The 26563-nt window shown below is 62.8% G+C and carries 30 protein-coding genes and 1 riboswitch; of the genes, 18 read left to right on the forward strand and 12 right to left on the reverse strand.

Annotation, left to right across the window (positions count from 1 at the left end):
- Positions 1 to 173 precede the first annotated feature (173 nt).
- The 3 genes from ehuB to EOC94_RS20525 form a co-directional block, all read right to left on the reverse strand.
- Positions 174 to 1025 carry an ectoine/hydroxyectoine ABC transporter substrate-binding protein EhuB gene (gene ehuB / locus EOC94_RS20515; RefSeq protein WP_127293068.1) on the reverse strand — a complete coding sequence of 284 codons (852 nt, stop codon included), beginning with the start codon at positions 1023 to 1025 and terminating at the stop codon, positions 174 to 176.
- 104 nt (positions 1026 to 1129) lie between these two features.
- The gene (gene ehuA, locus EOC94_RS20520; RefSeq protein WP_127293070.1) at positions 1130 to 1915 is read right to left on the reverse strand and encodes an ectoine/hydroxyectoine ABC transporter ATP-binding protein EhuA; all 786 of its coding nucleotides are present in this window, start codon (positions 1913 to 1915) and stop codon (positions 1130 to 1132) included.
- Positions 1916 to 2039: 124 nt separating this feature from the next.
- Positions 2040 to 3425 (reverse strand): PLP-dependent aminotransferase family protein, encoded by a 1386-nt coding sequence (locus tag EOC94_RS20525; protein WP_127293072.1) that lies wholly within the window; start codon positions 3423 to 3425, stop codon positions 2040 to 2042.
- A gap of 84 nt (positions 3426 to 3509) precedes the next feature.
- Between EOC94_RS20525 and EOC94_RS20530 the strand changes: the two genes are divergently transcribed.
- From EOC94_RS20530 to EOC94_RS20545, 4 genes are all read left to right on the forward strand, one after another.
- The gene (locus EOC94_RS20530; protein WP_127293074.1) at positions 3510 to 4001 is read left to right on the forward strand and encodes an Lrp/AsnC family transcriptional regulator; all 492 of its coding nucleotides are present in this window, start codon (positions 3510 to 3512) and stop codon (positions 3999 to 4001) included.
- Between the two features lie 131 nt (positions 4002 to 4132).
- Entirely contained in the window at positions 4133 to 5626 is a 1494-nt protein-coding gene (locus tag EOC94_RS20535) for an NAD-dependent succinate-semialdehyde dehydrogenase (protein WP_127293076.1), read from the forward strand.
- 35 nt (positions 5627 to 5661) lie between these two features.
- Positions 5662 to 7041, forward strand: coding sequence for an aspartate aminotransferase family protein (locus tag EOC94_RS20540; protein WP_127205531.1), 1380 nt, complete (start codon positions 5662 to 5664; stop codon positions 7039 to 7041).
- An 8-nt stretch (positions 7042 to 7049) separates the two neighbouring features.
- Positions 7050 to 8159, forward strand: coding sequence for an alcohol dehydrogenase family protein (locus tag EOC94_RS20545; RefSeq protein ID WP_127293078.1), 1110 nt, complete (start codon positions 7050 to 7052; stop codon positions 8157 to 8159).
- A gap of 107 nt (positions 8160 to 8266) precedes the next feature.
- Here EOC94_RS20545 and EOC94_RS20550 read toward each other — a convergent pair whose 3' ends face one another.
- The 4 genes from EOC94_RS20550 to EOC94_RS20570 all read right to left on the reverse strand — a co-directional run bounded on the left by EOC94_RS20550 (position 8267) and on the right by EOC94_RS20570 (position 11942).
- The gene (locus EOC94_RS20550) at positions 8267 to 8947 is read right to left on the reverse strand and encodes an MBL fold metallo-hydrolase (RefSeq protein WP_127293081.1); all 681 of its coding nucleotides are present in this window, start codon (positions 8945 to 8947) and stop codon (positions 8267 to 8269) included.
- Positions 8938 to 9237, reverse strand: coding sequence for a hypothetical protein (locus tag EOC94_RS20555; RefSeq protein ID WP_127293083.1), 300 nt, complete (start codon positions 9235 to 9237; stop codon positions 8938 to 8940). The genes EOC94_RS20550 and EOC94_RS20555 overlap by 10 nt, the downstream gene beginning before the upstream one ends.
- Before the next feature lie 270 nt (positions 9238 to 9507).
- Entirely contained in the window at positions 9508 to 10116 is a 609-nt protein-coding gene (locus EOC94_RS20560; RefSeq protein WP_127293085.1) for a YkoF family thiamine/hydroxymethylpyrimidine-binding protein, read from the reverse strand.
- A riboswitch (TPP riboswitch) is annotated at positions 10107 to 10218 on the reverse strand. It overlaps the preceding gene by 10 nt.
- A gap of 347 nt (positions 10219 to 10565) precedes the next feature.
- Positions 10566 to 11942 (reverse strand): aspartate aminotransferase family protein, encoded by a 1377-nt coding sequence (locus EOC94_RS20570; RefSeq protein WP_127293089.1) that lies wholly within the window; start codon positions 11940 to 11942, stop codon positions 10566 to 10568.
- A gap of 273 nt (positions 11943 to 12215) precedes the next feature.
- Between EOC94_RS20570 and EOC94_RS20575 the strand changes: the two genes are divergently transcribed.
- From EOC94_RS20575 to EOC94_RS20595, 6 genes are all read left to right on the forward strand, one after another.
- Positions 12216 to 12857: an FAD-dependent oxidoreductase gene (locus EOC94_RS20575; RefSeq protein WP_245465611.1), complete on the forward strand. Its 642-nt coding sequence runs from the start codon at positions 12216 to 12218 to the stop codon at positions 12855 to 12857.
- Positions 12790 to 13026 (forward strand): hypothetical protein, encoded by a 237-nt coding sequence (locus EOC94_RS34605; protein WP_245465612.1) that lies wholly within the window; start codon positions 12790 to 12792, stop codon positions 13024 to 13026. The genes EOC94_RS20575 and EOC94_RS34605 overlap by 68 nt, the downstream gene beginning before the upstream one ends.
- A gap of 94 nt (positions 13027 to 13120) precedes the next feature.
- A complete protein-coding gene (locus EOC94_RS20580; protein WP_127293091.1) occupies positions 13121 to 14005 on the forward strand; it encodes a hypothetical protein in 885 nt (294 codons plus the stop codon).
- The gene (locus EOC94_RS20585; RefSeq protein ID WP_095489135.1) at positions 14002 to 14226 is read left to right on the forward strand and encodes a hypothetical protein; all 225 of its coding nucleotides are present in this window, start codon (positions 14002 to 14004) and stop codon (positions 14224 to 14226) included. Before EOC94_RS20580 ends, EOC94_RS20585 begins: the two co-directional genes overlap by 4 nt.
- Positions 14223 to 14438 carry a hypothetical protein gene (locus EOC94_RS20590; protein ID WP_095489134.1) on the forward strand — a complete coding sequence of 72 codons (216 nt, stop codon included), beginning with the start codon at positions 14223 to 14225 and terminating at the stop codon, positions 14436 to 14438. Before EOC94_RS20585 ends, EOC94_RS20590 begins: the two co-directional genes overlap by 4 nt.
- Before the next feature lie 55 nt (positions 14439 to 14493).
- On the forward strand, positions 14494 to 14853 hold the full coding sequence (locus tag EOC94_RS20595) for a nuclear transport factor 2 family protein (protein WP_127205528.1): 360 nt from the start codon (positions 14494 to 14496) through the stop codon (positions 14851 to 14853).
- Positions 14854 to 15034: 181 nt separating this feature from the next.
- On the opposite strand, the gene EOC94_RS20600 is transcribed toward EOC94_RS20595, so the two are convergent.
- Complete coding sequence (locus tag EOC94_RS20600) at positions 15035 to 15472, reverse strand: CBS domain-containing protein (RefSeq protein WP_127293093.1); 438 nt, start codon at positions 15470 to 15472, stop codon at positions 15035 to 15037.
- A gap of 235 nt (positions 15473 to 15707) precedes the next feature.
- On the opposite strand from EOC94_RS20600, the gene EOC94_RS20605 reads away from it, so the two are divergent.
- Together EOC94_RS20605 and EOC94_RS20610 are read left to right on the forward strand one after the other, a co-directional pair.
- Complete coding sequence (locus tag EOC94_RS20605) at positions 15708 to 16148, forward strand: hypothetical protein (protein WP_127293095.1); 441 nt, start codon at positions 15708 to 15710, stop codon at positions 16146 to 16148.
- Between the two features lie 69 nt (positions 16149 to 16217).
- Positions 16218 to 17408 carry an NADH-quinone oxidoreductase subunit D gene (locus EOC94_RS20610; protein WP_127293097.1) on the forward strand — a complete coding sequence of 397 codons (1191 nt, stop codon included), beginning with the start codon at positions 16218 to 16220 and terminating at the stop codon, positions 17406 to 17408.
- 119 nt (positions 17409 to 17527) lie between these two features.
- On the opposite strand, the gene EOC94_RS20615 is transcribed toward EOC94_RS20610, so the two are convergent.
- Positions 17528 to 18280, reverse strand: a complete 753-nt coding sequence (locus tag EOC94_RS20615) for a metallophosphoesterase (RefSeq protein ID WP_095489129.1) — start codon at positions 18278 to 18280, stop codon at positions 17528 to 17530.
- Complete coding sequence (locus EOC94_RS20620) at positions 18273 to 19085, reverse strand: hypothetical protein (protein WP_095489259.1); 813 nt, start codon at positions 19083 to 19085, stop codon at positions 18273 to 18275. The genes EOC94_RS20615 and EOC94_RS20620 overlap by 8 nt, the downstream gene beginning before the upstream one ends.
- Before the next feature lie 193 nt (positions 19086 to 19278).
- Between EOC94_RS20620 and EOC94_RS20625 the strand changes: the two genes are divergently transcribed.
- Positions 19279 to 19563: an acylphosphatase gene (locus EOC94_RS20625; RefSeq protein ID WP_127293161.1), complete on the forward strand. Its 285-nt coding sequence runs from the start codon at positions 19279 to 19281 to the stop codon at positions 19561 to 19563.
- 246 nt (positions 19564 to 19809) lie between these two features.
- Complete coding sequence (locus EOC94_RS20630) at positions 19810 to 21516, forward strand: HAD family hydrolase (RefSeq protein ID WP_127293099.1); 1707 nt, start codon at positions 19810 to 19812, stop codon at positions 21514 to 21516.
- A gap of 149 nt (positions 21517 to 21665) precedes the next feature.
- Here EOC94_RS20630 and EOC94_RS20635 read toward each other — a convergent pair whose 3' ends face one another.
- The gene (locus EOC94_RS20635) at positions 21666 to 22100 is read right to left on the reverse strand and encodes a hypothetical protein (protein WP_095489126.1); all 435 of its coding nucleotides are present in this window, start codon (positions 22098 to 22100) and stop codon (positions 21666 to 21668) included.
- Between the two features lie 301 nt (positions 22101 to 22401).
- Between EOC94_RS20635 and EOC94_RS20640 the strand changes: the two genes are divergently transcribed.
- Entirely contained in the window at positions 22402 to 22587 is a 186-nt protein-coding gene (locus EOC94_RS20640; RefSeq protein ID WP_095489125.1) for a hypothetical protein, read from the forward strand.
- A 37-nt stretch (positions 22588 to 22624) separates the two neighbouring features.
- Here EOC94_RS20640 and EOC94_RS34140 read toward each other — a convergent pair whose 3' ends face one another.
- Complete coding sequence (locus EOC94_RS34140) at positions 22625 to 22786, reverse strand: hypothetical protein (RefSeq protein ID WP_158302706.1); 162 nt, start codon at positions 22784 to 22786, stop codon at positions 22625 to 22627.
- Positions 22787 to 22918: 132 nt separating this feature from the next.
- Here EOC94_RS34140 and EOC94_RS20645 point away from each other — a divergent pair, with 132 nt between their 5' ends.
- The 3 genes from EOC94_RS20645 (at position 22919) to EOC94_RS20655 (ending at position 26542) form a co-directional block, all read left to right on the forward strand.
- Positions 22919 to 24397, forward strand: coding sequence for a sugar ABC transporter ATP-binding protein (locus EOC94_RS20645; protein ID WP_095489123.1), 1479 nt, complete (start codon positions 22919 to 22921; stop codon positions 24395 to 24397).
- A 35-nt stretch (positions 24398 to 24432) separates the two neighbouring features.
- A complete protein-coding gene (locus EOC94_RS20650; protein ID WP_095489258.1) occupies positions 24433 to 25437 on the forward strand; it encodes a sugar ABC transporter permease in 1005 nt (334 codons plus the stop codon).
- A 118-nt stretch (positions 25438 to 25555) separates the two neighbouring features.
- Positions 25556 to 26542 carry a substrate-binding domain-containing protein gene (locus tag EOC94_RS20655; protein WP_127293101.1) on the forward strand — a complete coding sequence of 329 codons (987 nt, stop codon included), beginning with the start codon at positions 25556 to 25558 and terminating at the stop codon, positions 26540 to 26542.
- Positions 26543 to 26563 lie beyond the last annotated feature (21 nt).

Raw genomic sequence — 26563 nt, forward strand, 5'->3', positions numbered from 1 at the left:
CCAACGTTTACAGTTGTGCGAGACGGTAGTCTTGGCCCCTTCTCGCCGTTCACGGGGAGAAGATGCCGGCAGGCAGATGAGGGGCAGAGCCAGCTTCGTAAAACTTTGTGCCACACCTCATCCGACCCTTCGGACCCCCTTCTCCCCGTGAACGGGGAGAAGGAAAAAGGCGCCTACTTTGCCGAGCAGAGCTTGTCGCGGGTCGTCGACATCGCTGCCGCCGCCGAGAAGCCGTATGGCTCGATGATCTTGGCGAATTCACCGGACTCTTTCAGCTTGGCCAGCTCGACGTCATAGGCGTCGCGCAGCGCCTCGTCGCCCTTCTTGAAGGCCGCGCCGTCGCAATAGACCGGCGCGCCGACCACCGGGGCGACGACTTCGAGGTTCGGATCGTTGGCCTTCTTGACCAGATCGTTGATCGACAGCACCGGCAGCGAATAGGCATCGATGCGGCCGTCCTGCAGCATCTTCAGGCCACTCTGGCCGTCCGGCACGACGATGACGCGGTCACGCGGCACGCCGGCAGTGAGCGCCAGCTTCTCCTCGGTGCCGCCGCCCGGCGCCCCGATCGTCGCGGTGGCATCCTTGGCAACATCCTCATAGCTCTTGAAGCCCTTCGGGTTGCCCTTCTTCACCAGCATCGCCTCGGCGTCGCATAGCACCGGCTCCGAATAGACGACCGCTGCGCAACGCTCAGGCTTCATGAACAGGCCGGCGGTGACGACGTCGAAACGGCCTGCCTGCAGGCCGGGGATCATAGCGCCATATTCCGAGATCGAGGCGACGATGTCGTTGACGCCGAGGCGCTTGAAGATTTCACGCGCCACATCGGGCGCCGCACCCGAAACCTTGCCGTCGGCCGCAACCGCCGTATAGGGCGGCTCATTGGCGATGGCGACGCGGGCGAAGCCCTGTGCCTTGAGCTCTTCGAGCTTGCTGTCGTCGGCCGATCCCGCGGTCGATGCGGCCAGAATCGCGGTCAGTGCAACACCGGCCACGCCGGCCAGAATGCCAAGTTTCTTCATTGTTCCCAACTCCTTGTGTCTCTTCTTGGTTTGGTCGTTCTCGGTTTGGTTACGGGACGGCTTCGCCGCCTTTGAGGACGGCGTTACCGCCTCTGGCATGGCGGTCAGACGCGATGTCCAGCCGCGATGATCTTCTTCAGGAAGCCTTGCGTGCGCTCCTGCTTGGGATTGCGGAAAATCTCGTCGGGCTTGCCTTCTTCGACGATCTTGCCGCGGTCGAAGAACAAAACCCGGTCGGCGAAATCATGGGCAAAACCCATTTCATGGGTGACGAGCAGCATGGTCATGTCGGTCTCGGAGCAGAGCCGCCACAAGACATTCAGCACCTCCTCGACCAGTTCCGGATCGAGCGCCGATGTCACCTCGTCGAACAGCATGATCCTGGGCTGCAGTGCCAGCGCCCGGGCGATCGCCACCCGCTGCTTCTGCCCGCCGGAGAGCTGTGCCGGCATCGCTTTGGCCTTGTCGGCCATGCCGACCATGTCGAGCAGTTCCATCGCTCGCTTTTCGGCGGCGGCGCGCGGCATGCCCTTGGTCAAGATCGGCGCCAGCGTGACGTTGTCGATGACGCTCTTGTGCGGAAACAGGTTGAACAGCTGGAAGACCATGCCGATCTTCTGGCGCATTCTTGCCAGATGCCGTTCGTCGGCGGCCAGCAACTGGCCGTTGCGCACCATGTGGTAAAGCTGCTCACCGTCGATCTGGATGTGGCCGCTGTCGATCCTCTCCAGCGTCATCAGGATGCGTAGGATCGTCGTCTTGCCCGAGCCGGACGGGCCGATCAGCGCCAGCTTCTCGCGCGGCATGACCTGCATCGACAGGCCGTCCAGCACCTTGAAGGTGCCGAAGCTTTTCGAAATGCCGTCGATCTTGATGATGGGCGCGGACAATGAATTTCCCCGTGCTGGAGAACCTGGTGCCTTCAACGATGCGGAACGCGCCAAATCATGTCAATCAGGAAAATAATATCATGACAATGTTTCTGACTCCGCACAATTTCGCGGCAATGTCTGCCTAGATCGCCAGCAGAAGATGCTCCGGATCGCCGAGCAGAAGTTTGGTGACAACGCTCAAGCCGGCGCGCAGTTCCCCCTCGGTGGTCGAGCCCAGCGAGATCCGCACTGCCGGCTGCCATGGCTCCTGCGAAATGCGGAAGGATGTGCCTGGCGCGATCGCCACGCCCTGCAAACGGGCCTGTGAGACGAAACTCTCCTCGGCGCGGTCGCCGGGCAGCTGCAGCCACAGATGCAATCCGTCGCGATGGACACGGTAGTCGACCCCGGCAAGCACTTCGGTGGCGATCTCCTGCCGCCGCCGCAGCGCCGAACGTTGCCAGCGGACGAGCTCCATCGCCGTGCCGTCGGTCACCCATTTTGTCGCGATCTCCGCCACCATCGGCGTCGCCATCCAGTTGGAGACGAGATGCCGATTGGCGACGGCGGCGACATAGCGATCGGGCGCCGCGAGGTAGCCGATGCGCAGGCCCGGCACCACGATCTTGGTGAAGGAGGTAACGTAGAGCGTGCGCTCTGGCGCGAAGGCGGCGACCGGCGGCGGACGGCCCTCGACCAGGGGGCCGAGCACGTCGTTCTCGATGATGGCGATGTCGTGCTTGCGCGCCACCGCGGCGATCTGCTCGCGCCGCGCGGCGTCCATAAGCGTTGCGGTTGGATTGATCACCGAGGGCTGCACGAACACGGCGCGGATGTCGGAAAGCCGGCACGCCTCGTCGAGCGCCTCCGGGATCAGGCCGTTGTCGTCGATCGGCAGGCCCTCGAGATTGAAGCCGAGATAGCGCGCTAGCGGGATCAGCGTGTGATGGCCGATCGCCTCGGTGGCGACGGTCGAACCCGGCGGCGCCACGCTCATCAGCGCCACCGTCATCCCGGCCGTGGCGCCGTTGGTCAGGCTAACATTCTGCGCGGACACATCGAGACCGCAGAGCCGCAGCCAGTCGACCGCCACGGCGCGGTGACGTGGAAACACCATGTTCGGCCGAAACGACAGCGCCGAGCTCGACGGCAGGTTCTCGGCAAGCCAGCCCAACGCCTGCTTTAGCCGCTCCAGATGCATCGGCTCGCAGACCGGCTTCAGGATGGAGAGATCGATGACCTCGCCAAGGCGCTCAGGTAGGTATGGCGGCTCCGGCTCGCGGCGCTGTGTCTGCACGAAGCTGCCGCGGCCGATCTCGCCGGAGACCAGGCCCCGGCGGATCAGTTCCTCATAGGCGCGACTGACTGTCTGCACCGAAAGCTTCAATTCGTCGGCCAGCCGGCGATGTGTCGGCAGCCGCGCGCCGTTGGCCAGGCGGCCATCATGAATGGCGCGCGCGAACTGGTCGGCAAGCGACTGATAGGCCGGCCGCCGGATGAGCGCGGGATCTGGATGCCACAATGTCATGACATATTAGAGATCGAAATCAGTGCAATTGACAATCGAAATAATGCGCCGTCATGGTGTCGGGGACGAAAAAAGTGGACGCTCATGGCTGCACCTAAACTCGATCAGATCGACCTCAAAATCCTTGACGCGGTCCAGCGCGACGGGCGCATCACCAAGCTGGCGCTGGCCGACAAGGTTGGCCTGTCGCCGACGCCGTGCTGGATGCGGCTGCGCAAGCTGGAAAAGGCCGGCATCGTCTCCGGCTATCACGCCAAGGTTGCGATGCGCGCCGTCGCGCCGGTCGCCACCGTACTGATGGAGGTGACGCTGGCCAGCCACCGACAAGCCGATTTCGACCGCTTCGAGCGCGTCATCCGCGACGTCCCCGAAATCGTCGCCTGCTGGTCGGTAGGCGGCGGCGTCGACTATCTGCTGAAAGTGATGGCGCGCGACATCGATGCCTACCAGCGGCTGGTCGACGCCCTGCTCGAACGCGAGATCGGCATCGACCGCTATTTCACCTACATCGTCACCAAGACGGTGAAGGAGGAGATTGTCTTACCGGTGGCGGATCTGTTGCCGGTGTCGTCGTAACGCTAGAGAGATCGTCTGCCCGAGCGATGCAATAGAGACAATCTCTCTACGCAACGGCGTTGAAACAGTCTCTCTGTCTGCACCGCGCGCATAGTCTCTCCGCATCGCCTCGACATCGGGAGACCTCGAACATGTCCGCGCATTTTGCCCGCCCACACCGCCATGATGCACTCGACCGCCTCGCCGACCGCCGGCTGCTGCGCGAGCTCGCCTATGTCGACGGCCATTGGACGGCGAGTGAGGCCGCCGAGAGCTTCGAGGTGACCGATCCTGCCACAAGCGCCACCGTTGCCTGGGTTGCCGCGCTCGATAGCAGGCAGACGAGCAAGGCGATCGACGCGGCATCGCGCGCCTTTCCCGCCTGGCGCGGACTTTTGCCGCAGGAGCGCTCGAAAATCCTACGAAAATGGTTCGACCTGATCATCGCTGCCAAAGAGGATCTGGCGCTCTTGATGACGCTCGAGCAGGGCAAGCCGCTTAGGGAAGCGCTTGGCGAGATCGACTACGCCGCCTCTTTCGTCGAGTGGTATGCCGAGGAGGCAAAACGCCTTAACGCCGAAAGCGTCACCAGCCATCTGCCGAACGCCGAGATGATGGTGCGGCGCGAGCCGCTTGGTGTCGTCGGCGTCGTCACGCCGTGGAATTTTCCCGCGGCCATGCTGACCCGCAAGGCGGCCGCCGCCCTTGCCGCCGGCTGCACCATCGTCGCGCACCCCTCGTCTGAAACGCCGCTATCGGCACTGGCGCTGGCCGAGCTCGGCGAACGCGCCGGCCTGCCGGCAGGCGTCTTCAACGTTCTCACCGGCAAGGCTTCGACCATCGTTGGGCGGATGTGCGAAGACGCTCGCGTGCGGGCCATGAGCTTCACCGGCTCGACCGAGATCGGCAGGCTGATCGCCGCGCAAAGTGCGCCGACGATGAAGCGGCTGGTGATGGAGCTTGGCGGTCATGCGCCGCTGATCGTCTTTGCCGACGCCGATCTCGACAAGGCTGTGACCATAGCCGTCGATGCTAAATTCGCCACGTCCGGCCAGGATTGCCTCGCCGCCAACCGCATCTATGTCCAGCGCCCGATCTACGATCGTTTCTGCGCCGCCTTCGCCAGGCGCATCGACGCGTTGCGTACAGGCAATGGCCTGGCCGATGACACCGACATCGGGCCCTTGATGCACGAGCGCGGCGTCAAGAAGGTCGAGGAGCAGGTCGCCGATGCGCTCGCCCATGGCGCACGCTGCCTCACCGGCGGCAAACGCGATTCTGCAGGACCGCTGTTCTACCAGCCGACCCTGCTGGCCGATGTCACCGACGACGCGCTGATCATGCGCGAGGAAACTTTTGGTCCGGTCGCCGCGGTGACGCCCTTCGACAGCGAAGAGGAAGTCGTCGCCCGCGCCAACGCCACCGAGTACGGCCTCGTCGCCTATGTCGTCACCGAGAACGGCGGCCGCCAGTTGCGCATGGGCCGCGCGCTCGACTACGGCATGGTCGCCATCAACCGGGTCAAGATCACCGGCGCGCCGATCCCGTTCGGCGGCGTCAATCAGTCCGGCATCGGCCGCGAGGGCTCGCGCCATGGGCTCGAAGCCTTTACCGATCTCAAATACCTCTGCCTGGATGTGGCCTAAGCCGCGCCCCACACTTTTCCTTAGGAGTAAAAAAGATGCTCGACCAGTCCAACGAACTCGCCGCTTGGGACCGCGACCACTTCTTCCATCCCTCGACCCATATGGGCACCCACGCGCGCGGCGAGAGCCCGACCCGCATCATCGCCGGCGGCGAAGGCGTCACCATCTGGGACAATAATGGGCGCAAGAGCATCGATGCTTTCGCCGGGCTTTACTGCGTCAATGTCGGCTATGGCCGCCAGAAAATCGCGGACGCCATCGCCGCGCAAGCCAAGAACCTCGCCTACTACCATGCCTATGTCGGCCACGGCACCGAGGCGTCGATCACGCTCTCCAAGATGATCATCGACCGCGCCCCGCAAGGGATGTCGAGGGTCTATTTCGGCCTCTCCGGCTCCGACGCCAACGAGACCAACATCAAGCTGATCTGGTACTACAACAACGTGCTCGGCCGGCCGGAGAAGAAGAAGATCATCTCGCGCTGGCGCGGCTATCATGGCTCCGGCGTCATGACCGGTTCGCTGACCGGGCTCGACCTGTTCCACAACGCCTTCGACCTGCCGCGTGCGCCGATCCTGCACACCGAGGCGCCCTACTATTTCCGCCGCGCCGACCGCTCGATGAGCGAGGAACAGTTTTCCCAACACTGCGCCGACAAGCTCGAGGAGATGATCCTGGCCGAGGGCCCGGACACGGTCGCCGCCTTCATCGGCGAGCCGATCCTCGGCACCGGCGGCATCGTGCCGCCGCCCGTCCTCTACTGGGAAAAGATCCAGGCGGTGCTGAAGAAATACGATGTGCTGCTGGTCGCCGACGAAGTGGTCACCGGCTTCGGCCGGCTGGGCACCATGTTCGGCTCCGACCACTACGGCATCAAGCCCGACCTGATCACCATCGCCAAGGGCCTGACCTCGGCCTATGCGCCGCTGTCGGGCGTCATCGTCGCAGACAAGGTCTGGCAGGTGCTGGTGCAGGGTTCCGACAAGCTCGGCAGCATAGGCCATGGCTGGACCTATTCGGCGCATCCGATCTGCGTTGCCGCCGGCGTCGCCAATCTCGAGCTGATCGACGAGATGGACCTGGTGACCAACGCCGGCGAGACCGGCGCCTATTTCCGCGCCGAACTGACGAAAGCCGTCGGCGGCCACAAACATGTCGGTGACGTCCGCGGCGACGGCATGCTGGCGGCAATCGAGTTCGTCGCCGACCGGGACGACCGCGTGTTCTTCGACGCCTCGCAGAAGATCGGGCCGCAGGTCGCTACCGCCCTTGCGGCAAGCGGCGTCATCGGCCGCGCCATGCCGCAAGGCGACATTCTCGGCTTCGCGCCGCCGCTCTGCCTGACGCGCGAAGAGGCCGACATCGTCGTGTCGAAGACGGCGGATGCGGTGAAGAGCGTGTTTGCCAACATCTGAAAACTGACATGAACGCCATGACCAAAACCCTCCCCGCCACCATGGCCGCCGTGCAGCTGACTGGTCACGGCGGACCGGAAAAGCTCGTCTACCGCACCGACGTGAAAGTGCCGTCGCCCGCCCCTGACGAAGTGCTGATCAAGGTCACCGCTTGCGGCATGAACAACACCGATGTCTGGGTGCGACAGGGCGCCTATGGCACGGAGGAAGATGCTGCCGCCGTATCGACCTGGCGGCGTCAGGGCAACACGCTGACCTTCCCGCGCATCCAGGGCACCGACACGGTCGGCCACATCGTCTCAGTCGGCGATGGTGTCTCGCCGGACCGTATCGGCGAGCGGGTGATGGTCGACTTCTCCATCTACAACCGCGACGACGATTCACTCGCCGACATCGACTATATGGGCCACGGCCGTGACGGCGGCTATGCCGAGTATCAGACCGTGCCGGCCGAGAACGCCCATGTCGTCGACACCGAGTTGACCGATGTCGAACTCGCCACCTTCTGTTGCGCCTATCTCACCGGCGAGCAGATGCTGGAACGTGCCGCATTGAAGGCCGGCGAGCGCGTGCTGGTCACCGGCGCGTCGGGCGGCGTCGGCTCCGGCATCGTGCAGCTGGCGCGGGCGCGCGGCGCCGTCCCCTATGCAGTCGTCGGCAAGGGCAAGGAACAGGCCGTGCTCGACATCGGCGCCGAGGCGGTGATCACCCGGGGTGTGACCGACCTGCCGGCTGCGGTAAATGAGGCAACCGGCGGCCAGCCGATCGACGTGGTTGCCGATCTGGTCGGCGGCGCGATCTTCAACGATCTGCTGCGCATCCTCAGGCCCGAAGGCCGCTACACCACAGCCGGCGCAATTGCCGGCCCGGTCGTGCAGCTCGATCTGCGCACCATGTATCTCAAGCAGTTGCAGTTGCACGGCTCGAGCCAGGGCACGCGGCACGACTTCCGCCGTATTGTTCGCTACATCGAAGACAAGAAGATCCGGCCGCTGGTCGGCGGCGTCTACAGGCTCTCCGATTTCCACCGCGCCCAAGCGGATTTCATCGCCAAGGATTTCGTCGGCAAGCTGGTGGTCGTTCCAGACGCCATTTCGGATCTCGCAGCGACCCGTTGATAGCCAAGATTATCGCTCTCGCTTGGTTCTGCGTTCGACGTCTGACGCCGACCGGTTCGTCCGGCACGGCAGCCGTCGTCGTCCAGTTGGCAGCGGGTACTGTGATATTACCCGTCGGCTGCGAATACGTAGCCGTTGCCATCCTTGGACAACGTGCCGACGTTCGGCATCAACCAGTGAGTACCCGAAATGGTGAGCTTGTCGGCGACCGCGCGATCGAAGATCTTCCTTCGCGTTTCGACGGCCATTTGCGGATCCTGGTCGATAGCAAGCTGCCACTCGGGATTTGTTGAAACATGGGGCGCAAGATTGACCACGTCAGCGCTGATCAGGAGCTGTTTGCCGCCCGAGGTGACCAGATGCGCGACCATTCCCGGGCTATGGCCGGGGGCCTGAACGGCGTGCACGCCAGGTAGGAGTTCTGGTTCTCCCTCAAAGGTCCTGACGTTTTTCCACGTAGCCACCGTAGCCTGAATGCGCTGAGCGAGGCCCTTGCGCGTCGGTCCGAGATCGATCGACTCGACTCCCGGGCGCGTCCACCATTTCAATTCCTCGGCGGGCACCACGATGTCGGCATCCGGGAAGACCTGCGCATTGCTCTCATTGTTCATGAGGCCATAAATGTGGTCGCCGTGCAGATGGGAGATCAGGATTGTCTTGACTGCCTTGGGGTCAAGGCCCGCCGCAGCCATGCTCTCGAATAGCCGGCCGTTCCCCTCATCATAAATCGGATGACCGCCGGTACCCGAGTCGATCAGGACCACTTGATCGCGCAGCTTTAGCGCCATGACGATAAACCGCAGGGGCGCCTGATTGTCGGGAAACCGGCACCACGCAACGCCGTCTTGACCTGTTCGACGCTGACATTCCTGACCATACCCTCCCGCAGGGGAACGTCACGCATGCCATCAATCAGAGAAAAGACTTCAATGTCGCCAACCTTGTATTTTCGGAAAGGTTGAGCGACGGCGTGTTGAGCGCGGGCCGCGTCGACAAACGTGATCGGCTTGTGGAGCCCAAACGCAGCATGAGCACCGGCTGCGCCAAGTGTCAGGTCGCGACGCGAGATATCGAACATCCTTCCCCGCTGACGGAATGATCGAGCATATCAACGGCGGTCGGCACTGCACAAGGTCGGCTGGGTCGTGAGCCGCAAGTTAAACTGAGACATCACCTGAGCGCGATCCCGCCGCGGTGAACGCGGCGGCCGAGGGCCGGCCGATCGACGTCGTCGCCGAGCCGAGAATGGTGGGGTCCGAGAACGGGAACGGAGCGCACTTTTTGGGTGCGTGAGTATCGCAGGAAACCGCCGCTCGCAGGCCGGCATCACCCCGAATATCGACACGCCCTAACAAGGGCTCGGGCTGTTCGCCGACACGGTGAGGTCGAGCGCGACATGGCCTTGCGGCGCGCCGAAGCGAAGGAAGGCTTCCGACAGCGTCGCGAATACAGGTCCGGCATCGCCTCTCAGCTTGGTGCAGAAATTCTTCGACCTGTCGAAGACGCCCGAAGTCTTGAGGAAGTCGATGCAGCCGTAGATCTCGTCCATGTGATGGCCCTTGCCGAGCGGATAGAGCGAGAACTGCGCGGCGACCTCCTGTCCGAGCTTTTTCGCACTGTCGACATGCGCCCGCGCCGCGCCGATGCGCTCTGCCAGGGACAGCTCGTGGCTGCTGCCGGAAATCGGTGTGCAGATCGGATCGTCAGGCTCGCCCGGACAGCCGCGCGACACCGTCGCCGACAACACGCAATGCACGCCACTCGCCGCCGCCGATGCGAAGAGGTCGCGCATGGCCGGGAAAAGCTGTTCCGGCGGGCCGACGATCAGCGTCGAGATGTCGTCGGTCTCGATGCGGAAATTCGGTCGATACGGATCGAGCGCCGAAAGCGCCCCAAGGATGACGCCGACGAAATCGTCGCACATCGGATACAGGGAAATCTGTGCACCTGAAAACATGGTCGCCTCGCTCCGCTGGCATTACCCAGATCAGCTTGAGGGACCGAAGGCTTGCACCCACCATCTCAGCCCCGGCAATACGGAGCGCCCCTGTCGATATGGGCGACGTAGCACCCGCGCAACGGATGTTCAAGTGTGGCCCAGGGCAATCGTTCCCAGCAATCGCTTCAGACCAATTACCGAGCTTGGCGGCGCCGCCGAAGCTGCCGATCTCCCCCCTTGCGGGGGAGATGCCGGCAGGCAGAGGGGGTGCTTCCCTCCGACCTGTCAATCGATCGCAGCCGCGCCCTCAAGCTGATTCGGGTTGGCAAGGCTGAAGTCGAAAGTTGGCGATCCTTCACACCCCCCTCTGTCCTACCGGACATCTCCCCCGCAAGGGGGGAGATTGGATACCGCTTCGGCTTCGCCAATCACCAAGGCCCATTCAGCTCTGGCTTTGGACGACCTGATCAGCTCTGTGATCCGACCTGCTTGACCGCGGCTTCGAGCGATCTTTCAAACGCGTCGATCATCTGATCGACCTGGGGCTCGGTGATGATCAGCGGCGGGCAGAAGGCCAGCGCGTCGCCCATGTTGCGCGAGATGACGCCGTTCTGCTGCATGAAGCCGTTGACAAGCCCGCCCAGCGCGCCGGCCGTCTCCCACGGCGTCTTGGTCACCTTATCGCCGACCAGTTCGACCGCCGCGATCAGGCCGACGCCACGCACCTCGCCGACAAGCGGGTGCGAAGCGAGGTTGCGCAGCCGTTTCTGCATATGCGCGCCGACCGTGCGCGCATTGCCGACAAGGTCGCGCTCCTCGATCAGCTTCAGGTTCTCGAGCGCGACCGCCGCCGCGACGGGATGGCCGCCGCCGGTGAAGCCATGACCGAAGGTGCCGATCCGATTGCTTTCGTCGGCAATCGGCTCGAACATTTTCTCGTTGATCAGCAGGGCCGAGATCGGCAGGTAGGAGGAAGAGATCTGCTTCGACAGCACCATGATGTCAGGCCTGATGCCGAAGGTCTGCGAACCGAACATCTCGCCGGTTCGGCCAAAACCGCAGATGACCTCGTCGGCGACGAGCAGGATGTCGTATTTCCACAGCACCGCCTGTATCTTCTCCCAGTAGCCGGCCGGGGGAACGATGACGCCGCCGGCGCCCATGATCGGTTCGCCGAAGAAGGCGGCGATGGTTTCCGGGCCCTCGGCCAGGATCAGCTTTTCCAAGTCGTCGGCAAGCCGGCTCGAAAACTGCTCTTCGCTCTCGCCTGGCAGCGCCTCGCGCCAATGGTGCGGCGTCGACGTGTGCAGCACACTGGCGATCGGCAGGTCGAAGGAAATGTGATTGTTGGGCAGGCCGGTCAGGCTTGCCGAGGCGATGGTGACGCCGTGATAACCGCGAATGCGGCTGATGATCTTCTTGCGTGCCGGCTGGCCGAGCGCATTCGACCGGTACCAGATCATCTTCATGGCCGTGTCGTTGGCCTCGGAGCCGGAATTGGTGAAATACGCCTTGCTCATCGGCACCGGCGCCATCTGCACCAGCTTCTCGGCGAGATCGATCAGCGGCGAATGCGATTTGGAGCCGAAGTCGTGATAATAAGGCAGCTTGGACATCTGGCGCACCGCCGCATCGACCAGCCGCTTCTCCGAGAAGCCGACCGCGACGCTCCAGAGCCCGGCCATCGCCTCGATGTAGCGGTTGCCGGCCAGATCCTCGACATAGATGCCGTCGCCCTTCTCGATGATGAGCGGCCCTGCCTCCTCATGCTTGCGGGCATTGGTGTAGGCGTGCATGTGGTAGCTGATGTCGCGGGCTTCGGGAGAATTCGGTCGTGCGTCCATGATGGCTCCTGTCCTGCATGCCGGGACTAGGCCCTGCCGCCGTTCGGCGCGCATCGCCTCTTGCATTATGCTGTTGGATGCATCTGTTTCTCATAAGGGTGTCAAGCCCTTTCGGAAGGGCTGGCGGGTGGACGCAGACATGCTGAATTTCAGCTTCGAGGTCGCAGAACGCGAGAACCTGCGCGGAGCCGCCTATGCGCATCGCCGGATCGTGATCGTCGAACGGCTCACCGGCAGCACAACAACAAGGCTGAGGTGGCCCGATCATGGACCATGTCGACTGCATCGTGGCCGGCGCCGGCGTCATTGGCCTCGCGATTGCGCGAGAGATGGCGCAACGCGGCCCTGGACACCCTGATCCTCGAAGCCGAGAACGCCATCGGCACCGGGACCAGCTCGCGCAATTCCGAGGTCATCCATGCGGGCATCTACTATCCGGCCGGATCGCAGAAGGCCCGGCTCTGCGTGGCAGGCCGGGAGCAGCTTTACCGTTATTGCGAGGAGCGGGCGGTTCCGCATGCGCGCTGCGGCAAGCTCATCGTCGCCACAGATGCCGAACAGGAGCCGGCGCTTGCTTCCATCCTGGCCAACGCCTCTGCTTGCGGCGCGGGCGACCTGACACCCTTGACCGCAGCAGAGGCACGCGCGCTGGAGCCCAAGCTGCGGTGCACGGCCGCCGCCCTGCTGTCGCCCGCCACCGGCATCAGCCACGCCCTGATGCTTGCTTTGCGGGGCGACGTAGAGGAGCACGGGGCGGCACTCAGCCTCAACACCCGCATCGTCTGCGGCCGCCTCGAGGGTGGACGCATGGTTCTCGACACAGTCGACAGCACCAGCGGCGAGCGCTTTGAGATCGCCACCGCGCTTCATCAACGCCGCCGGGCTTGGCGCCACGACGCTTGCCCGCTCACTTGACGGGCTCGACCCGCAATTCGTGCCGGAACTTCGCTATGCCAAGGGCAATTATTTTTCGGTCGCCGGCCGGGCGCCGTTCTCGCGGCTGGTCTATCCCATACCCGAGCCGACACCGCGCGGGCGTGCCGCTGCCAAAGGCATAATCCAAACGCCCGTAAGCCATCCGTAAGCCGGGGTCGCAGAACCTCGGTCCGTCGATCACAGCCGATCACCGGAGGCCTCGAGCTCTCCGGAACCGTCGGCTCCATGACGAGGAGGGTTCGATGCGATTCGACAACGATTACGCGCCACTCCGCCGGGACGACGCGCTATCCGAATGGCGCACTGCCTCGGCGCTGGCCGAGCTCTTGTCCTTCGAGCCGTCGAGTCTCGACGCGAAACCGAAGGCTGCGGGTCCTGGCCGGACCGCGGAGGCGCTTTCACGATTTGCGGCGGCGATCCGGGCGCGTATGGCCGGTCCTGGCGGCTACTACAATCTTGGCAACGCGCTCGGGCTGGTGATGGGCGTCACGATCCAGCTCGCCGCCCCTCAGGGATCCGGCATGCGCGGCGGCGCCGCGCTGTTCGACAATTTCGCTGGCAGCAGCAGTGCGGTGGCGCTGACGTTGGCAACGCTGGTCTTCTTCTGCAGCGGCGAAGTCTATCACCGCGCCTGGGCCGGGCGGGATGTCCCCGATCCAGCGCTTAACCGCCTCGCCGATCTCCTGTCGGGGATCGGCGCGATCGGGCTTGGCGCAGCACTGTTCCTGTTCGGCCAGCCGGTGCTGGCGGCGACCGCCGGACTGCTGCATGCGCTCGGCAAGTTCGGCAGCGCCGCCTACAGGCCCGGCGCCAGCGTGCCCGGGTGGCCGGCTGGATGGCCCGATCCGTTCCGCAGTGCGGTGCTGGCCAACCGCCTGCCGGCGATGCTCGCGGCGGCGCTGTCGATGGGCGCCGCCTTGCCTGAGGTGTGGTTGGGCGGTTCCCCTGCCCTCGTTGCCGCGCCGCTGACATTGCTTGCCTGCTATCTGCTGTGGGCCAGGGCCGACCTTCTCCTGTTTGCCAACAGCGCTGGCGAAAGCGCGCCCGCACTGCCCACCACGGCACGGCCCATGCCCTTGCATCCTCGACCGCCCAAGGCAACCAAACGACCGGGACCATCGATATGAAGCACCGTTTCGAAGCTATACCGAACCCAAGCTGCCGGTTCGAGATCTGGGACAATGAGAACGACGAGCCCGTCGTCCATCACGACCGGCTGCTCACCTTCGCCTCGGCGAAGTTGGCGGCAAGGATCGCCGACTTCCTCAACGAGGGCCGCAGCCACCGGCGCCGCGCCGGCGCCGCCAAATGGCGAGTTGCGGACCGCGATGTCGACCGGGGAGGATGATCGCCACGCTGCTCTACCTCGGGGAAATCCAGGTCTCCCTGACCTTGGCGTCCATGCCGGTATTCAAGGCTAGCGCCAAGGATCCACTGCTGGGCTGGATCGCATCCGGAAGCAGTCTTCACATCAACCTCGGCGGCGAAACCACCTACGATGTTTCCCTCAAGGGCAGTGCCCAAGCCGCCAAGGCCTTTGCGGCAGCCTGCAACTCATGAGACCCTGCAGTTCGTGAGAACCTGTAGTTCATGAGAGCATCGGAGGAGTGTCGCCATGACCGATGAGCCAGGCCGTGAGCCGGCGCATGATCCCCAGGATTTGGAGCGCCTGCTGATTTCCCGGCAGTGGGTGGGAGACATCGACGGCATGGCCGCGCTTTTTGAGCAGAACGCCGTCGTCGACAGCGGTGAAGGGCAGCTGACGCGTGGCCGGGAAGCGATCCGGGCACTCTTCGCGGAGATCACCGCAACGGGCCGAAAATTTGCTGCCGGAAATCAGGCCCCGGCTGTTGTCAGCGGAGACCTGGCACTCACCTCAACCCATCTTCCCGATGGCACCGTGACCGCCGAGGTCGCCCGCCGCCAAGGCGACGGAACATGGCTGTGGGTCATCGATCGATTCTCCGTTGCATAACATCGGGCCCGACGCATGACCCCGGAAAATCGGAATCGATTTTCCCGGTGGATCATGCGAACGGGCGCACGGCGCTGTAGCGCAAAGGCGTGAAACCGTGCAGTTTTGGATTTCGAAGTTCCCGAGCGACGATGCCGGCGATGGAGCAGGAACTTCGAATTCAATTATGATGTATGATGCATCAGTGCGCTGTCTGCGAATGGTCGCCGCCCGGCTGCGAAATGCCGCCCAGCGCTTCGCCGGCCCAGGCCGCCTCGCCATTCGCGGCGAGATCGCCGAGCGAGACAATGCCAACCAACCGCCGGTCGCGGCTGATCACCGGCATTCGCCGCAGTTTGAGATTGCCCATGTTCTGAAGGACATCGTCGACTTCCTGGTCGTCAAAGCAACATTGCACCTCCGCGCTCATCACGTCCCTGATCTTGGCGTCAGGACCTCTGCCCTCCGCGATGCCGCGGACGGCAATGTCGCGGTCCGTGACCATGCCGACCAGCCGGTCATTCTCACCGACGGGCAGAACACCGGCGTCAAGATCGGCCATGGCTCGTGCGGCATCCCGTAAGGACTGGTCCGGACTGGCGACCTGAACATTCTGTGTCATGCACTCGCTGATTCTCATGGCTTTCTCCTCGAGGTGAAGCGCCCCGCCGAACCTGTGATCAAGGTGTGATTAGGGAAGAATGAATGCCTTTCGGAATCGTTCCATGTTTCGACCACGCGCGACCGGATGAGCGATGCGGCAGAGCTTCCACCAATGGCCATATCCGTGACGACGGGAACCATAATCCGGCACAATGGTTGAGTGGTGACCAAGTGATCCTCCCCGAGCAAAACGGAAAACGGAAGGAACGATCATGCGCATGTTGACGACAATTGCTGCCCTTTCGGGATTGGCCCTGGCGCAGCCGATCCACGCGCAATCCACCGACCCGCAGCTTCCCCAAATCGCACCCCCGGCCCCGGAAGTCCTGCCCGATCCAAGCCTGCCTAACCAAACGCCGCCCGACCAAGCCCTGCCGGATCAAGCGCTACCGGATCAGGGTTTCACGGACCAGAACTTTACCGGGATTGCGATCGTCGCCCTCGAGGATTTGCCTCCGGAACTCAAGACACAAGCCGAGGCCGTGATCACCCAGACCAGCGTTGAAGATCTGCTCACCCTGCAGAGCTCGATCGATGCGTCGCCGCAGGCAGCAACGGCGCTGGCGGCGAGCGGGCTGGATTCCTCGCAGGTTGTCGCTGCCAACATCGATGGCGATGGCATGCTGACGCTGATCATCCAGACAACGACCTGATCGGGCCGGGCGTGGCTGACCGGAGCACCCGGCTTCGGCCGTAAAGACCCAGTACAGCGGAGCACCGTCATGGTCGAAGCCGCAGTTCGCAACTTCACCCTCAACTTCGGGCCGCAGCATCCTTCTGCTCACGGCGTCCTGCGGCTGGTGCTGGAACTGGACGGCGAGATCGTCGACCGCGCCGATCCCCACATCGGCCTGCTCCACCGCGGCACGGAAAAACTCATCGAGTACAAGAATTATCTGCAGGCCTTGCCCTATTTCGACCGGCTCGATTACGTGGCGCCGATGAACCAGGAGCATGCGTTCTGCCTCGCCGCCGAGAAGCTGCTCGAAATATCGGTGCCGAAGCGCGGACAGCTTATCCGTGTTCTCTTTTGCGAAATCGGCCGGCTCTTGTCACATCTCCTCAACGTCACGACCCAGGCCATGGACATCGGCGCGCTGACCCCGCCGCTCTGGGGTTTCGCCGAGCGCGAGAAGCTGATGGTCTTTTACGAGCGCGCCTCCGGCGCCCGCATGCATGCGAATTATTTCAGGGTCGGCGGCGTGCACCAAGACCTGCCTCCGAAGCTTCTGGACGACATCTGGGCTTTCTGCGACCCGTTCCTCAAGGTCTGCGACAACCTCGACGAATTGCTCACCGGCAACCGCATCTTCAAGCAGCGCAATGTCGATGTCGGTGTGATCGGGCAGGACGACGCCTGGGCCTGGGGCTTCTCCGGCCCCATGGTGCGCGGATCGGGAGCGGCATGGGATTTGCGCAAGGCACAGCCATATGAATGCTACCCCGAGATGGATTTCGACATTCCGGTCGGCAAGAACGGCGACTGCTATGACCGCTATCTCGTCCGCATGGAAGAAATGCGCCAATCGGTCCGGATCATGAAGCAATGCCTGGAGAAATTGAGAGCGCCCGAAGGCCGCGGGCCGGTCGCGATCCCGAACCAGAAGATCACTCCGCCGCCGCGAGCGACGATGAAGCGCTCAATGGAAGCGACGATCCACCATTTCAAACTCTACACGGAGGGTATTCGCGTGCCCGCTGGAGAAGTCTACGCCGCCGTGGAGGCGCCGAAGGGCGAGTTCGGCGTCTATCTGGTTTCGAATGGCAGCAATACTCCGTATCGATGCAAGATCCGGGCGCCGTCCTTTGCCCATCTGCAGGCGATGGATTTTCTGTCGCGGGGGCACATGATCGCCGATGTCGCTGCGATCATCGGGTCGCTCGATATCGTATTCGGCGAGATCGACCGCTAGAGTATTTTGCAGCCAAGCGGAATCACTTGGCGTCGCAGAAATGCGGCTAAAACAAACAGATAGAGCGGGATGTCTAGTTCAACTTGAACGCGTCCCGCTCTAACAACGCGCAGGGAGTTTCAGATTTCGAGCAAGGCGTAAGGGCGGCCGGTCGGCTTCGCCACGTGCATGGCGACGTTATATACCGGGGCACCACCGGGTGTGCGGCCTTCATAGACGCCGCGATGCGCGTGGCCATGCACCACGGCGGTGACCTTGAACCGATCGATCGTCTCCGCCAGGCGCGACGAGCCCAGGAACGGAAAAATCTCCAACGGCTCGCCAGCGACCGTCTCGATGACCGGAGCGTAGTGCAGGACGACGAGCGTGCGTTCGGTGCGAACCTGCCGCATTGCGTTTTCGAGCCGCATCGACTCGCTGACGCTTTCAGCAACCATCGCCTTGATCGCCGGCTCACCGAACGAGCCGAGCATGCGTGACCCAAAACCGCCAATGAAACCCTTCACGCCGACAAAGCCGACCTCCTTGATTTCCGTCGTCTGGCCGTCAAGAAGATGGACGCCTGCCTGCCGAAGGATGTGGGCGACGTCTTCGACCGCGCCGGATTCATAGTCATGGTTGCCGAGCACGGCGACGACCGGGATTGCGCAGGCGCGCAAATCCTCCGCAAGGATTTCGGCCTCTCGGGGCTTGCCGAGATTGGTGAGGTCGCCAGTGAGAACGAGGACGTCCGCTTCGCGCGAGACCTCGCCGAAGAGATCACGGCAGGAGGCCTGGCCGTCTTCACGCACATGCAGATCGCCGACAGCCGCAATCCTGACGGTGCCGCCGTTCCCAACTCTTGCCGTGGCGGTTGTGCCCTTCTCAGCCATCACGAAATTCTCCTGTTCCACCGACGCCGGCAAAGCCCCATTCCTTCACGTCGATCTCGTAGTCGGTCGGCGAAAGCAGGCGTCCACGGCAGATTTTCATTCGGGGAGTAGGCAACTCCCTCTGCTTGGCGAGCCGGTCAAGCAATTCGTCGAGCAGCCAGGCCGGGATATGATCGCGCTCGCTCGGATAGATCCATCGGAAATTCAGAAGCTGCATCAGCAGCACCTCCCAGTGAACCTCCAGATAGGAAAGCAGCCGGTGCCAATCGATCTGATCCTGCGCCTTGAGGATTGTATGAGCGACGTCGGCGCCGTCGTGGCGGCCTCTGTCCTGGATGAAGCACTTGGACCAGATAAGCTCGGTCGGACCTACGATCCGCACCTGACTGCCCAGCAGCTCGATTTGCCGTGCATGCTCCAGCCATTGGTCGCCGACCGGCATGGTGCCATTGGCTGAAGCGAATATGACGTCAAAAAAATGCGTGCTTTTGAAGACCTTTCCGAGCCATCGGTCGTCCACGATCTCGACCGCATAGCCGGCCTGCTTGAAATGCGCGAGAATGCGCGCGTAGTCGCCGGCCTTGCAGAAAATGTCGAGGTCCTTCGTCTGGCGCGTGACGCCTGTGTAGGCGCTCACCGCATAGGTGCCGGCGACAAGAAAGGGGATGTCCGTCGCGGCGAGCTCGCGGATCGCCTCTGTGTAGAAGACCTCGGCCTCGGCGTGCTGAAGCGTCGGCGCGGCTTTTGGATCGATCGTCGGAACGGATGCCGGGATGGCGCCTCCCGTTGGAGAATCGTTAGTCATGAAATCGTGGCTCCGAAGCCCAGCAACCTGCAGCTGTCCGTCCTTAACAAAGCCGCCGCCGCATGGTTCCGTTGCCGACATCAGCGGATCGGACTGGCGGCCGGCCGAAGCCCTTGGAAATGCGAAGGCGGAGCCTTTTCCGCCGCCGGGGAGTTGAAGATATGAGAAAACCACTGGCACGGAGGTGATCATGATGGAGGATGGGCGCAAAGCGGTACGCGTCAGGCTCAGTGGAAGGGTGCAAGGCGTCTCGTTTCGCGTGTGGACACGGACCGAGGCCGAGAGGCTCGGTCTGTCCGGATGGGTTCGCAACGAAGATGACGGATCCGTAACGGCACTGATCGTCGGGGCCGAAGGCGCGGTTTCGACGATGATGAACCGGTTGTGGAAAGGGCCGACCGGAGCGTCGGTTTCCGGCGTGACATCCCAAGACGTCGATCACGGTCAGGAGCCGAACGGATTCAGGATCATCGGCTAGAAAGTGGGTACCAGCTTTGGGAAAACCCAATGCTCAACCAAAAAGCCAGGCCTCCGCGATTCTTGCCTTGCGCCGCTGGGAACAATCGACAGCCAGCGCCGTTGGGACCAATCAGCCATGATTGCGGGCGGCCATGACAAACGATGACGGGATTCGGCCAATGGAAGTCACCGAAACAGATGCCTTTCCGCTCAGTTCGGCGAGAAAGCATCTCCGGTCGGCTTTCGGGCTGCCGACAATGGCTCGATGTATGCCCTTGCGCTAGCCACTGACTACGACGGCACACTCGCGGAAAACGGGATCGTTTCCGATGCGACCCGTGCTGCGCTCGAGCGGCTGAAGGAAACCGGCCGCAAGTTGATAATGGTGACCGGTCGCGAGCTTGCCGACCTCGAAAGCGTTTTCCCGGAGCTTGGCATTTTCGACAAGGTCGTCGCCGAAAACGGCGCGCTCGTCTACACGCCGGCTTCGAAGAAGGAGCGCATCCTTGCGCCTGCCCCTCCGGCGGAATTCGTCGACAGGCTGATGATGCGCAAGATCGCGCCCCTGTCGATGGGACGTTCCGTCGTCGCCACCAGGGAGCCCAACGAGACCATCGTGCTGGAAGTGATCAAGGACCTTGGCTTGGAGCTGGAGATAATCTTCAACAAGGGCGCCGTCATGGTGCTGCCGAGCGGGGTCAACAAGGCGACCGGTCTTGCCGCTGCCCTCGAGGATCTGGAATTGTCCGCCCACAATGTCGTCGGCATCGGCGATGCGGAGAACGACCATGCCTTTCTGCGCGCCGTCGGCTTCGGTGTTGCAGTTGCCAATGCCCTGCCGAAGGTGAGGGAGACGGCGGGCCACGTGACGAATGGTGCCCGCGGCGCGGGCGTGAGGGAGTTGATCGAGGGCCTCATCTCGCATGACGCCGCCTCGCTGGACACAGCGCGGCAACGCATCGAGATTGGCGCGGACGACGGATCGGGCGCAGTGATGCACCTTTCACCACGCGGCGGCAGCGTCCTGCTGGCCGGCACGTCCGGGATCGGAAAATCCACCCTCGCCACCGCCCTGACCGAACGCTTCGTCGAGCAAGGCTTCCAGTTTTGCGTGCTCGACCCGGAAGGCGACTACGAGGAACTGGAGGACGTGCTGGTGGTTGGCGACGCCAAAAGCCCGCCGAGCTCACGCGAAATCTTCGACCTTTTGTCCAAGCCGTCCAACAATGTCGCCGTCAACATGCTCGGGATCAAGACCGGGGAGCGGCCAAACGCCTTCGCCAAGCTGCTGCCGGAGCTTGCCGCGCTTCGCGCCCGCACCGGACGCCCGCACTGGCTGATCATCGACGAGGCACACCACCTGTTGCCGCACGCGCGCGACGGCACATCCTTTGCGCTTCCAAAAAGCCTTTCGGCGACCATTCTGGTCACAGTCCATCCCGATCTGGTTTCGCGCGACGTGCTGACAGGTGTCGACACGGTGCTGGCTCTTGGCCCGGAAGCCGACAAGGTCGTCGAAAGCTTCTGTGCCGCAATTGGCGAGGACGTGCCGGAGGGCGTCGTGCCGCCGCCGGAAAACAAGGTTTTGTATTGGAACCGGTCGACAGCCGATCCCGCGAGGTCGATCTCGGTCGAACGTCCCCGGCAGGAACGCAAGCGCCATATACGCAAATATGCCGAAGGCGATCTTGGCGACAACAGCTTCTATTTCCGCGGCGCTGACGGCACGCTCAACCTGAAAGCGCAAAATCTCATGATGTTCCTCCATCTCGCCGAGGGGATCGACGACCGCACCTGGGAGCATCACTTGCGCGCGGGCGACTATTCGGCCTGGTTCCGCGACCAGGTCAAGGACAAGGAACTTGCGGAGGAAGCGGCTATCATCGAGGATGACGATAGTCTCGATCCGCATAGAAGCCGCGCCGCCATCGCGGAAGCGGTCCATCGCCGCTACACCGCGCCCGCCGACTGAATCCCGCCCACGCGGATGGTATCCAAGTCTCGCCGATGGCGGATCGCCCCCGAACGACATCCGTCATCAACGACCGTTGGAGGCGTGAAAATCACTTCGCCGCCTCCATCATCCGAACATGCCGACCTGTAGCGTCAATGCCCGCTGCTTCAATGCATGAATGTTCCGCGCAGCCAGGCAAAGAAACCGAACCTCTCCGACATTGCCGCACGGACGCGAGAGGCAGCCCACCGCGCTCGTATCGTGGCGCCGACATGGCAATGGCAGACGATTTCGTGCAACTGCCAGTCGGTCAGCTCGAAGAAGCGCCTGGCTTCGCCATAGGTGTCATCTCTCAAGCCTTGTGCGCGAAAAATCGGATCCTCGAAGGCAACGGTGAGAGGCGAGTCGTTGTAGCGCATTTTTTCGCGTATCTCAGGGGATTTGTATTCGGTGCCCGTCAGCGCTTCGAGACGCCGATCGGGATTTTGCTCCAGCAGTTTCGCCCAACGTTCGAGACGCTGGCTTCGAGTCGCCACGAGGTCTGTTGCTTCAGCGTGAACGTCGGCAACGGCATGCAGTTGGTCAAGTGTTTGGTGCTTCACGACCGCCTCCTATTCAGCAGGTGAGTTTGTCCCACCCTGAAATGGAAATTATGGCGCTCCACGACGCCGACAAGGCCCTCATGCGGGGACCATTCGATCAATTTTCTGACGGCGCCGTCCTGCCACGGGCGCCTGATGCCTGCGGGATCGTCGGAGGCTCGTATCGGAACCATAGGCACGCGTGGTCGTTCAGCGTGCATCAGCCCGTAGAGCGAAACCGGTCGACGGGTGGCGTCAGAAATCCCACCCGACGTCGATGACCCGCCAAGGCAGAATGCAGCGAGCGGAAGGAAATCACACCATGGCCATTCTTCCCACTCCCGAACCAACGCCCACTCCGGCGCCCACGCCACCGCCGTTTCCCGAGCCGAAGCCGGTGCGTGAGCCGGATCCGGACAGACTTCCCGACGAAGCCCCCGTCCCCAATCCGGATGAAAACGACGCGCCACTGAAAATTGGCCCCAAAGCGTCCGATCCCGGCATTTGACGGATCGGATCTAGCGTGAAGCGATCGGGGAAAACACTCATTCCAGATCGCCCGACTCCTTATGGATGCCGCAGAAGATGTCGGCGCACTGCGTGGCCGAACGGCCGGCATGCGCGTTGCGGTCGCCGTCGTCTCGGCACCTACCCGGCAAGTGCGATGTTGCGGCCGCTTCGACCCTGATTTCCAGCGCCACGATCAAGCCGAATCCACGACTTGACATTTGTCGAACAAATATTGACTATTGTCACATTGGCACCAGGGCGGAGGCTACCCGTGTCGATCGGCTCCCCACCAAAAAGGATTGCCGAATGCCCAAAGGGAGGAAGACTACGTGGAGCTTTTGCTCGAGGTGGAAGGGCTGGCAAAGTCCTTTGGCGGCGTTGCAGCCTTGCGCGAAGGCCGCCTCCAGCTTCGCGCCGGCACGGTCCATGCCCTGTGCGGCGGTAACGGCGCCGGCAAGTCGACCTTTCTCAAGATATTGATGGGTATCTTCAACCGCGATGCCGGCTCGATCCGCCGCCGCGGCAAGGATGTGGAATTCGCAAGCCCCGCCGACGCGCTGGCGTCGGGCATTGCCATTATCGAGCAGGAGCTCAGCCCTGTTCCCCACATGACGGTTGCCGAGAATATCTATCTCGGCCGCGAGCCCAAGGCGCGCTTCGGAGGCATCGATTTCCGTGCGATGAACCGGTCCGCGCAAAGGCTGCTGGACGATCTGGAATTCGATATCCGGGCCACACAGTACATGATGAACCTCTCGGTTGCGCAGATGCAGCTCGTCGAGATTGCCAAGGCGCTCAGTCACGACGCCGAGGTCATCTTCATGGATGAGCCGACGTCGGCGATCGGCGAGCGGGAGGCGCAGCACCTGTTTGCCGCGATCCGCCGCCTGCAGGCGCAAGGGCGTGGCATCGTCTATGTTTCCCACCGTCTGTCGGAGATCTTTCAGATCGCCGATTCCTACACGGTCTTTCGCGACGGCGCCTATGTTGGCAGCGGCGCGCTTGCGGACATCGATCGGCCCGAGCTCATTCGCATGATCGTTGGCCGCGAGCTGTCGGAGGAATTCGCCAAGACCAGCACGCCGACGCAAGAACCCGGTATCGAAATTGCCGGGCTCAGTTGCCCCAACAAGATCGAGGACATTTCGTTTTCGGTGCGAAAGGGTGAAATCTTCGGCATCTACGGCCTGATGGGAGCCGGGCGGACAGAAATCTTCAACTGCCTCTTCGGGCTCGACAAGCCATCGACGGGAAGCATCAAGGTCGACGGTATCGAGGTCACCATTTCAAAGCCGGCGGATGCCATGGCGCATGGGTTGGCTCTGGTCACCGAGGACCGCAAGCTGACCGGTCTCAATCTCTCCGACAGCGTGCGCGCAAACATCTGCATGGCGAGCCTGCCTGAAATGAGCCCCAGCTTCGCCATGGATCGGGCTCGGGAGGCGCAAGCAAGCCGCGACATGCGCGAGCAGTTCCAGATCAAGGCTGCCCGCGACACGATGCCGGTTTCCGGCCTTTCGGGCGGCAACCAGCAGAAGGTGGTGCTCGGCAAATGGTTCCTTCGCAATCCGAAAGTCCTGCTTCTGGACGAGCCGACCCGCGGTGTCGATGTCGGCGCCAAGCGTGAAATCTACCGGATCATCAGCGATTTCGCCGCTGCCGGCGGCACGGTCGTGATGATCTCGTCCGAAATCGACGAGGTCCTCGGCATGGCGGACCGGATCATGGTGATGCGCGCCGGCAGAAGTGCCGGAATCTACAGCCGGGAGGAAACGAATGCCCAATCACTCGTCCACCTTTCAACATGAACAGGGGCGTTCGCTCAGCGGCAAAGGAGCCGGTGATGTCGGTTAGCGACAACAGGAATGCGAGCGGCTGGCTCGGCTCGGAGCAGCGCCGGCTGTTGATTCAGGAATACGGGATCTTCCTCGCGTTCCTGATCCTGGCGGCGGTTCTCTCGGTCTCCAACGAGTTCTTCCTGACGGCCGGCAACATCTCGAACGTGCTGCTGCAGACCTCGATCAACGGTGTCCTCGCCATCGGCATGACCTTCGTCATCCTGACGCGCGGCATCGATCTCTCGGTCGGCTCCGTCGTCGCGCTTGCCGGCATCGTCAGCGCCAGCTTCGTGACCTCCTCCGCGACCGCCGGGATTTCCGGCGCGCCCTACCCGGTCGCCCTGGGTCTCGGCATCGGCCTGCTGGTCGGCATTGCCTGCGGTGCCGTTTCCGGCGTGATCGTGTCGCGGTTTTCGGTGCCGGCCTTCGTGGCGACGCTAGGCATGCTGTCGGCGGCGCGCGGACTGACCCTCATCTATGGCGGAGGTCGTCCGGTTCCCGCGTTGACACCGGCATTCCGCTGGATCGGCACAGGCAACGTCCTTGGCATACCCGCACCGGTCGTCGTTCTCGCAGTCGTGTTCGCGGTCTCCTGGTGGATCCTCAATCGGACCCGTTTCGGCCGTTACATCTATGCCGTCGGCGGCAACCCTCACGCGGCCAGGACCTCGGGCATCAACGTTACCCGCATCCAGTTCGTCGTCTATGTCATATCCGGCGGCCTTGCCGGCCTCGCCGGGATGCTGCTCAGCGCCCGCACCGGCTCCGCGCTTCCCCAGGCCGGCATTGCCTATGAGTTGGATGCGATCGCGGCGGTGGTGATCGGCGGGACCAGCCTTTCAGGGGGCATCGGCCGGGTGACGGGCACGTTGATCGGCGCGCTGATCATCGGCGTCATGAACAACGGCCTCGATCTGATGGGTATCCAATCCTACTACCAGCAAGTTCTCAAGGGCGCCCTGATCGTCGGCGCCGTGATGCTTGACCAGAAAAGAAACTACGGGGCTTAGAGCATCGGACCAAATCCGATGCTCAGACAAAAGGCCTCTTTGCGAAATCGGACCTGCACTGCGCGTGTCCGTTGATAGGCGAACCATGTCGGTCGCTCACTTAAAGTGGAGGTACGGAATGAAAAGATTGATGATAGCGCTCGCGTCCGCGACCGCGCTGCTGGCCTCGTCGGCCATGGCGCAGGAGAAGATCAAGATCGGCGCAGCGCCTTACGGATTGAATGCGGAGTTCATGCAGATCTGGTCGGCAGCGCTTCAGGAGCACCCGGCCGTCAAGAGCGGCGAAGTTGAGCTGACGGTCTTCGACGGCCGCTATGATGCCCTGGTCCAGCAGGACCAGTTCAAGACGATGGTCACCCAGCAGTACAATGCGATCATCTTCGCTCCGATCGACGTCGACGCCGGCGCGGCAGCCGTGCAAACGGCAGCCGATGCTGGCATTCCGGTTGTCGGTTCGAACACCCGCGTCAATTCCGATCTGTTGACCTCCTATGTCGGGTCCGACGACACGATCTCGGGCTACATGGAAGCCAAGACCGTGCTCGACAAGATCGGTTGCAAGGGCAATGTGGTCATCCTCGAAGGACCGGTCGGCCAGTCCGCGCAGATTTCCCGTCTCGAAGGCAACAAGAAAGCGCTTGCCGAGTGCCCGGATGTCAAGATCCTTGAAGACCAGACCGCAAACTGGTCGCGCGCCGAAGCCCAGACGCTCATGGAAAACTGGCTCACCTCGCATCCGAACCAGATCAACGGCGTGATTGGCCAGAATGACGAAATGGCGCTTGGCGCCATCGAAGCGATCAAGGCCGCTGGCCTCGACGTGAAGAGCTTCGCCATTGCCGGCATCGACGGCATTACCGATGCGCTCCACGCCGTCAAGGCCGGTGAAATGACCTCGATCCTTCAGGACGCGCGCGCCCAGGCTCAAGGTGCGCTCGACCTTGCCATCTTCGCTGCCAAGAAGGGGGACTACAAGCCGCAGTCCGACATCTGGGCAACCTACAAGGACATGCCGTGGAACGACGGCAAGGAGAAGATCTACAATGTGCCGTGGACGCCGGTGACGGCGGAAAACGTCGACCAGCTGCTTGCGACGCGCAAGTAATCCAGCCGTGGGGCGGGCTCT

It is taken from the genome of Mesorhizobium sp. M6A.T.Ce.TU.016.01.1.1 (assembly GCF_003997065.1).
Lineage (GTDB): Bacteria > Pseudomonadota > Alphaproteobacteria > Rhizobiales > Rhizobiaceae > Mesorhizobium > Mesorhizobium mediterraneum.

Excerpts from the sequence above, each read along its gene's own strand:
- ehuB (WP_127293068.1), bottom strand. The coding sequence starts at position 1,025 with ATGAAGAAACTTGGCATTCTGGCCGGCGTGGCCGGTGTTGCACTGACC.
- EOC94_RS20525 (WP_127293072.1), bottom strand. The coding sequence starts at position 3,425 with ATGACATTGTGGCATCCAGATCCCGCGCTCATCCGGCGGCCGGCCTAT.
- EOC94_RS20530 (WP_127293074.1), top strand. The coding sequence starts at position 3,510 with ATGGCTGCACCTAAACTCGATCAGATCGACCTCAAAATCCTTGACGCG.
- EOC94_RS20535 (WP_127293076.1), top strand. The coding sequence starts at position 4,133 with ATGTCCGCGCATTTTGCCCGCCCACACCGCCATGATGCACTCGACCGC.
- EOC94_RS20540 (WP_127205531.1), top strand. The coding sequence starts at position 5,662 with ATGCTCGACCAGTCCAACGAACTCGCCGCTTGGGACCGCGACCACTTC.
- EOC94_RS20545 (WP_127293078.1), top strand. The coding sequence starts at position 7,050 with ATGAACGCCATGACCAAAACCCTCCCCGCCACCATGGCCGCCGTGCAG.
- EOC94_RS20550 (WP_127293081.1), bottom strand. The coding sequence starts at position 8,947 with ATGGCGCTAAAGCTGCGCGATCAAGTGGTCCTGATCGACTCGGGTACC.
- EOC94_RS20555 (WP_127293083.1), bottom strand. The coding sequence starts at position 9,237 with ATGTTCGATATCTCGCGTCGCGACCTGACACTTGGCGCAGCCGGTGCT.
- EOC94_RS20560 (WP_127293085.1), bottom strand. The coding sequence starts at position 10,116 with ATGTTTTCAGGTGCACAGATTTCCCTGTATCCGATGTGCGACGATTTC.
- EOC94_RS20570 (WP_127293089.1), bottom strand. The coding sequence starts at position 11,942 with ATGGACGCACGACCGAATTCTCCCGAAGCCCGCGACATCAGCTACCAC.
- EOC94_RS20575 (WP_245465611.1), top strand. The coding sequence starts at position 12,216 with ATGTCGACTGCATCGTGGCCGGCGCCGGCGTCATTGGCCTCGCGATTG.
- EOC94_RS20580 (WP_127293091.1), top strand. The coding sequence starts at position 13,121 with ATGCGATTCGACAACGATTACGCGCCACTCCGCCGGGACGACGCGCTA.
- EOC94_RS20585 (WP_095489135.1), top strand. The coding sequence starts at position 14,002 with ATGAAGCACCGTTTCGAAGCTATACCGAACCCAAGCTGCCGGTTCGAG.
- EOC94_RS20590 (WP_095489134.1), top strand. The coding sequence starts at position 14,223 with ATGATCGCCACGCTGCTCTACCTCGGGGAAATCCAGGTCTCCCTGACC.
- EOC94_RS20595 (WP_127205528.1), top strand. The coding sequence starts at position 14,494 with ATGACCGATGAGCCAGGCCGTGAGCCGGCGCATGATCCCCAGGATTTG.
- EOC94_RS20600 (WP_127293093.1), bottom strand. The coding sequence starts at position 15,472 with ATGAGAATCAGCGAGTGCATGACACAGAATGTTCAGGTCGCCAGTCCG.
- EOC94_RS20605 (WP_127293095.1), top strand. The coding sequence starts at position 15,708 with ATGCGCATGTTGACGACAATTGCTGCCCTTTCGGGATTGGCCCTGGCG.
- EOC94_RS20610 (WP_127293097.1), top strand. The coding sequence starts at position 16,218 with ATGGTCGAAGCCGCAGTTCGCAACTTCACCCTCAACTTCGGGCCGCAG.
- EOC94_RS20615 (WP_095489129.1), bottom strand. The coding sequence starts at position 18,280 with ATGGCTGAGAAGGGCACAACCGCCACGGCAAGAGTTGGGAACGGCGGC.
- EOC94_RS20620 (WP_095489259.1), bottom strand. The coding sequence starts at position 19,085 with ATGACTAACGATTCTCCAACGGGAGGCGCCATCCCGGCATCCGTTCCG.
- EOC94_RS20625 (WP_127293161.1), top strand. The coding sequence starts at position 19,279 with ATGGAGGATGGGCGCAAAGCGGTACGCGTCAGGCTCAGTGGAAGGGTG.
- EOC94_RS20630 (WP_127293099.1), top strand. The coding sequence starts at position 19,810 with ATGTATGCCCTTGCGCTAGCCACTGACTACGACGGCACACTCGCGGAA.
- EOC94_RS20640 (WP_095489125.1), top strand. The coding sequence starts at position 22,402 with ATGGCCATTCTTCCCACTCCCGAACCAACGCCCACTCCGGCGCCCACG.
- EOC94_RS20650 (WP_095489258.1), top strand. The coding sequence starts at position 24,433 with ATGTCGGTTAGCGACAACAGGAATGCGAGCGGCTGGCTCGGCTCGGAG.
- EOC94_RS20655 (WP_127293101.1), top strand. The coding sequence starts at position 25,556 with ATGAAAAGATTGATGATAGCGCTCGCGTCCGCGACCGCGCTGCTGGCC.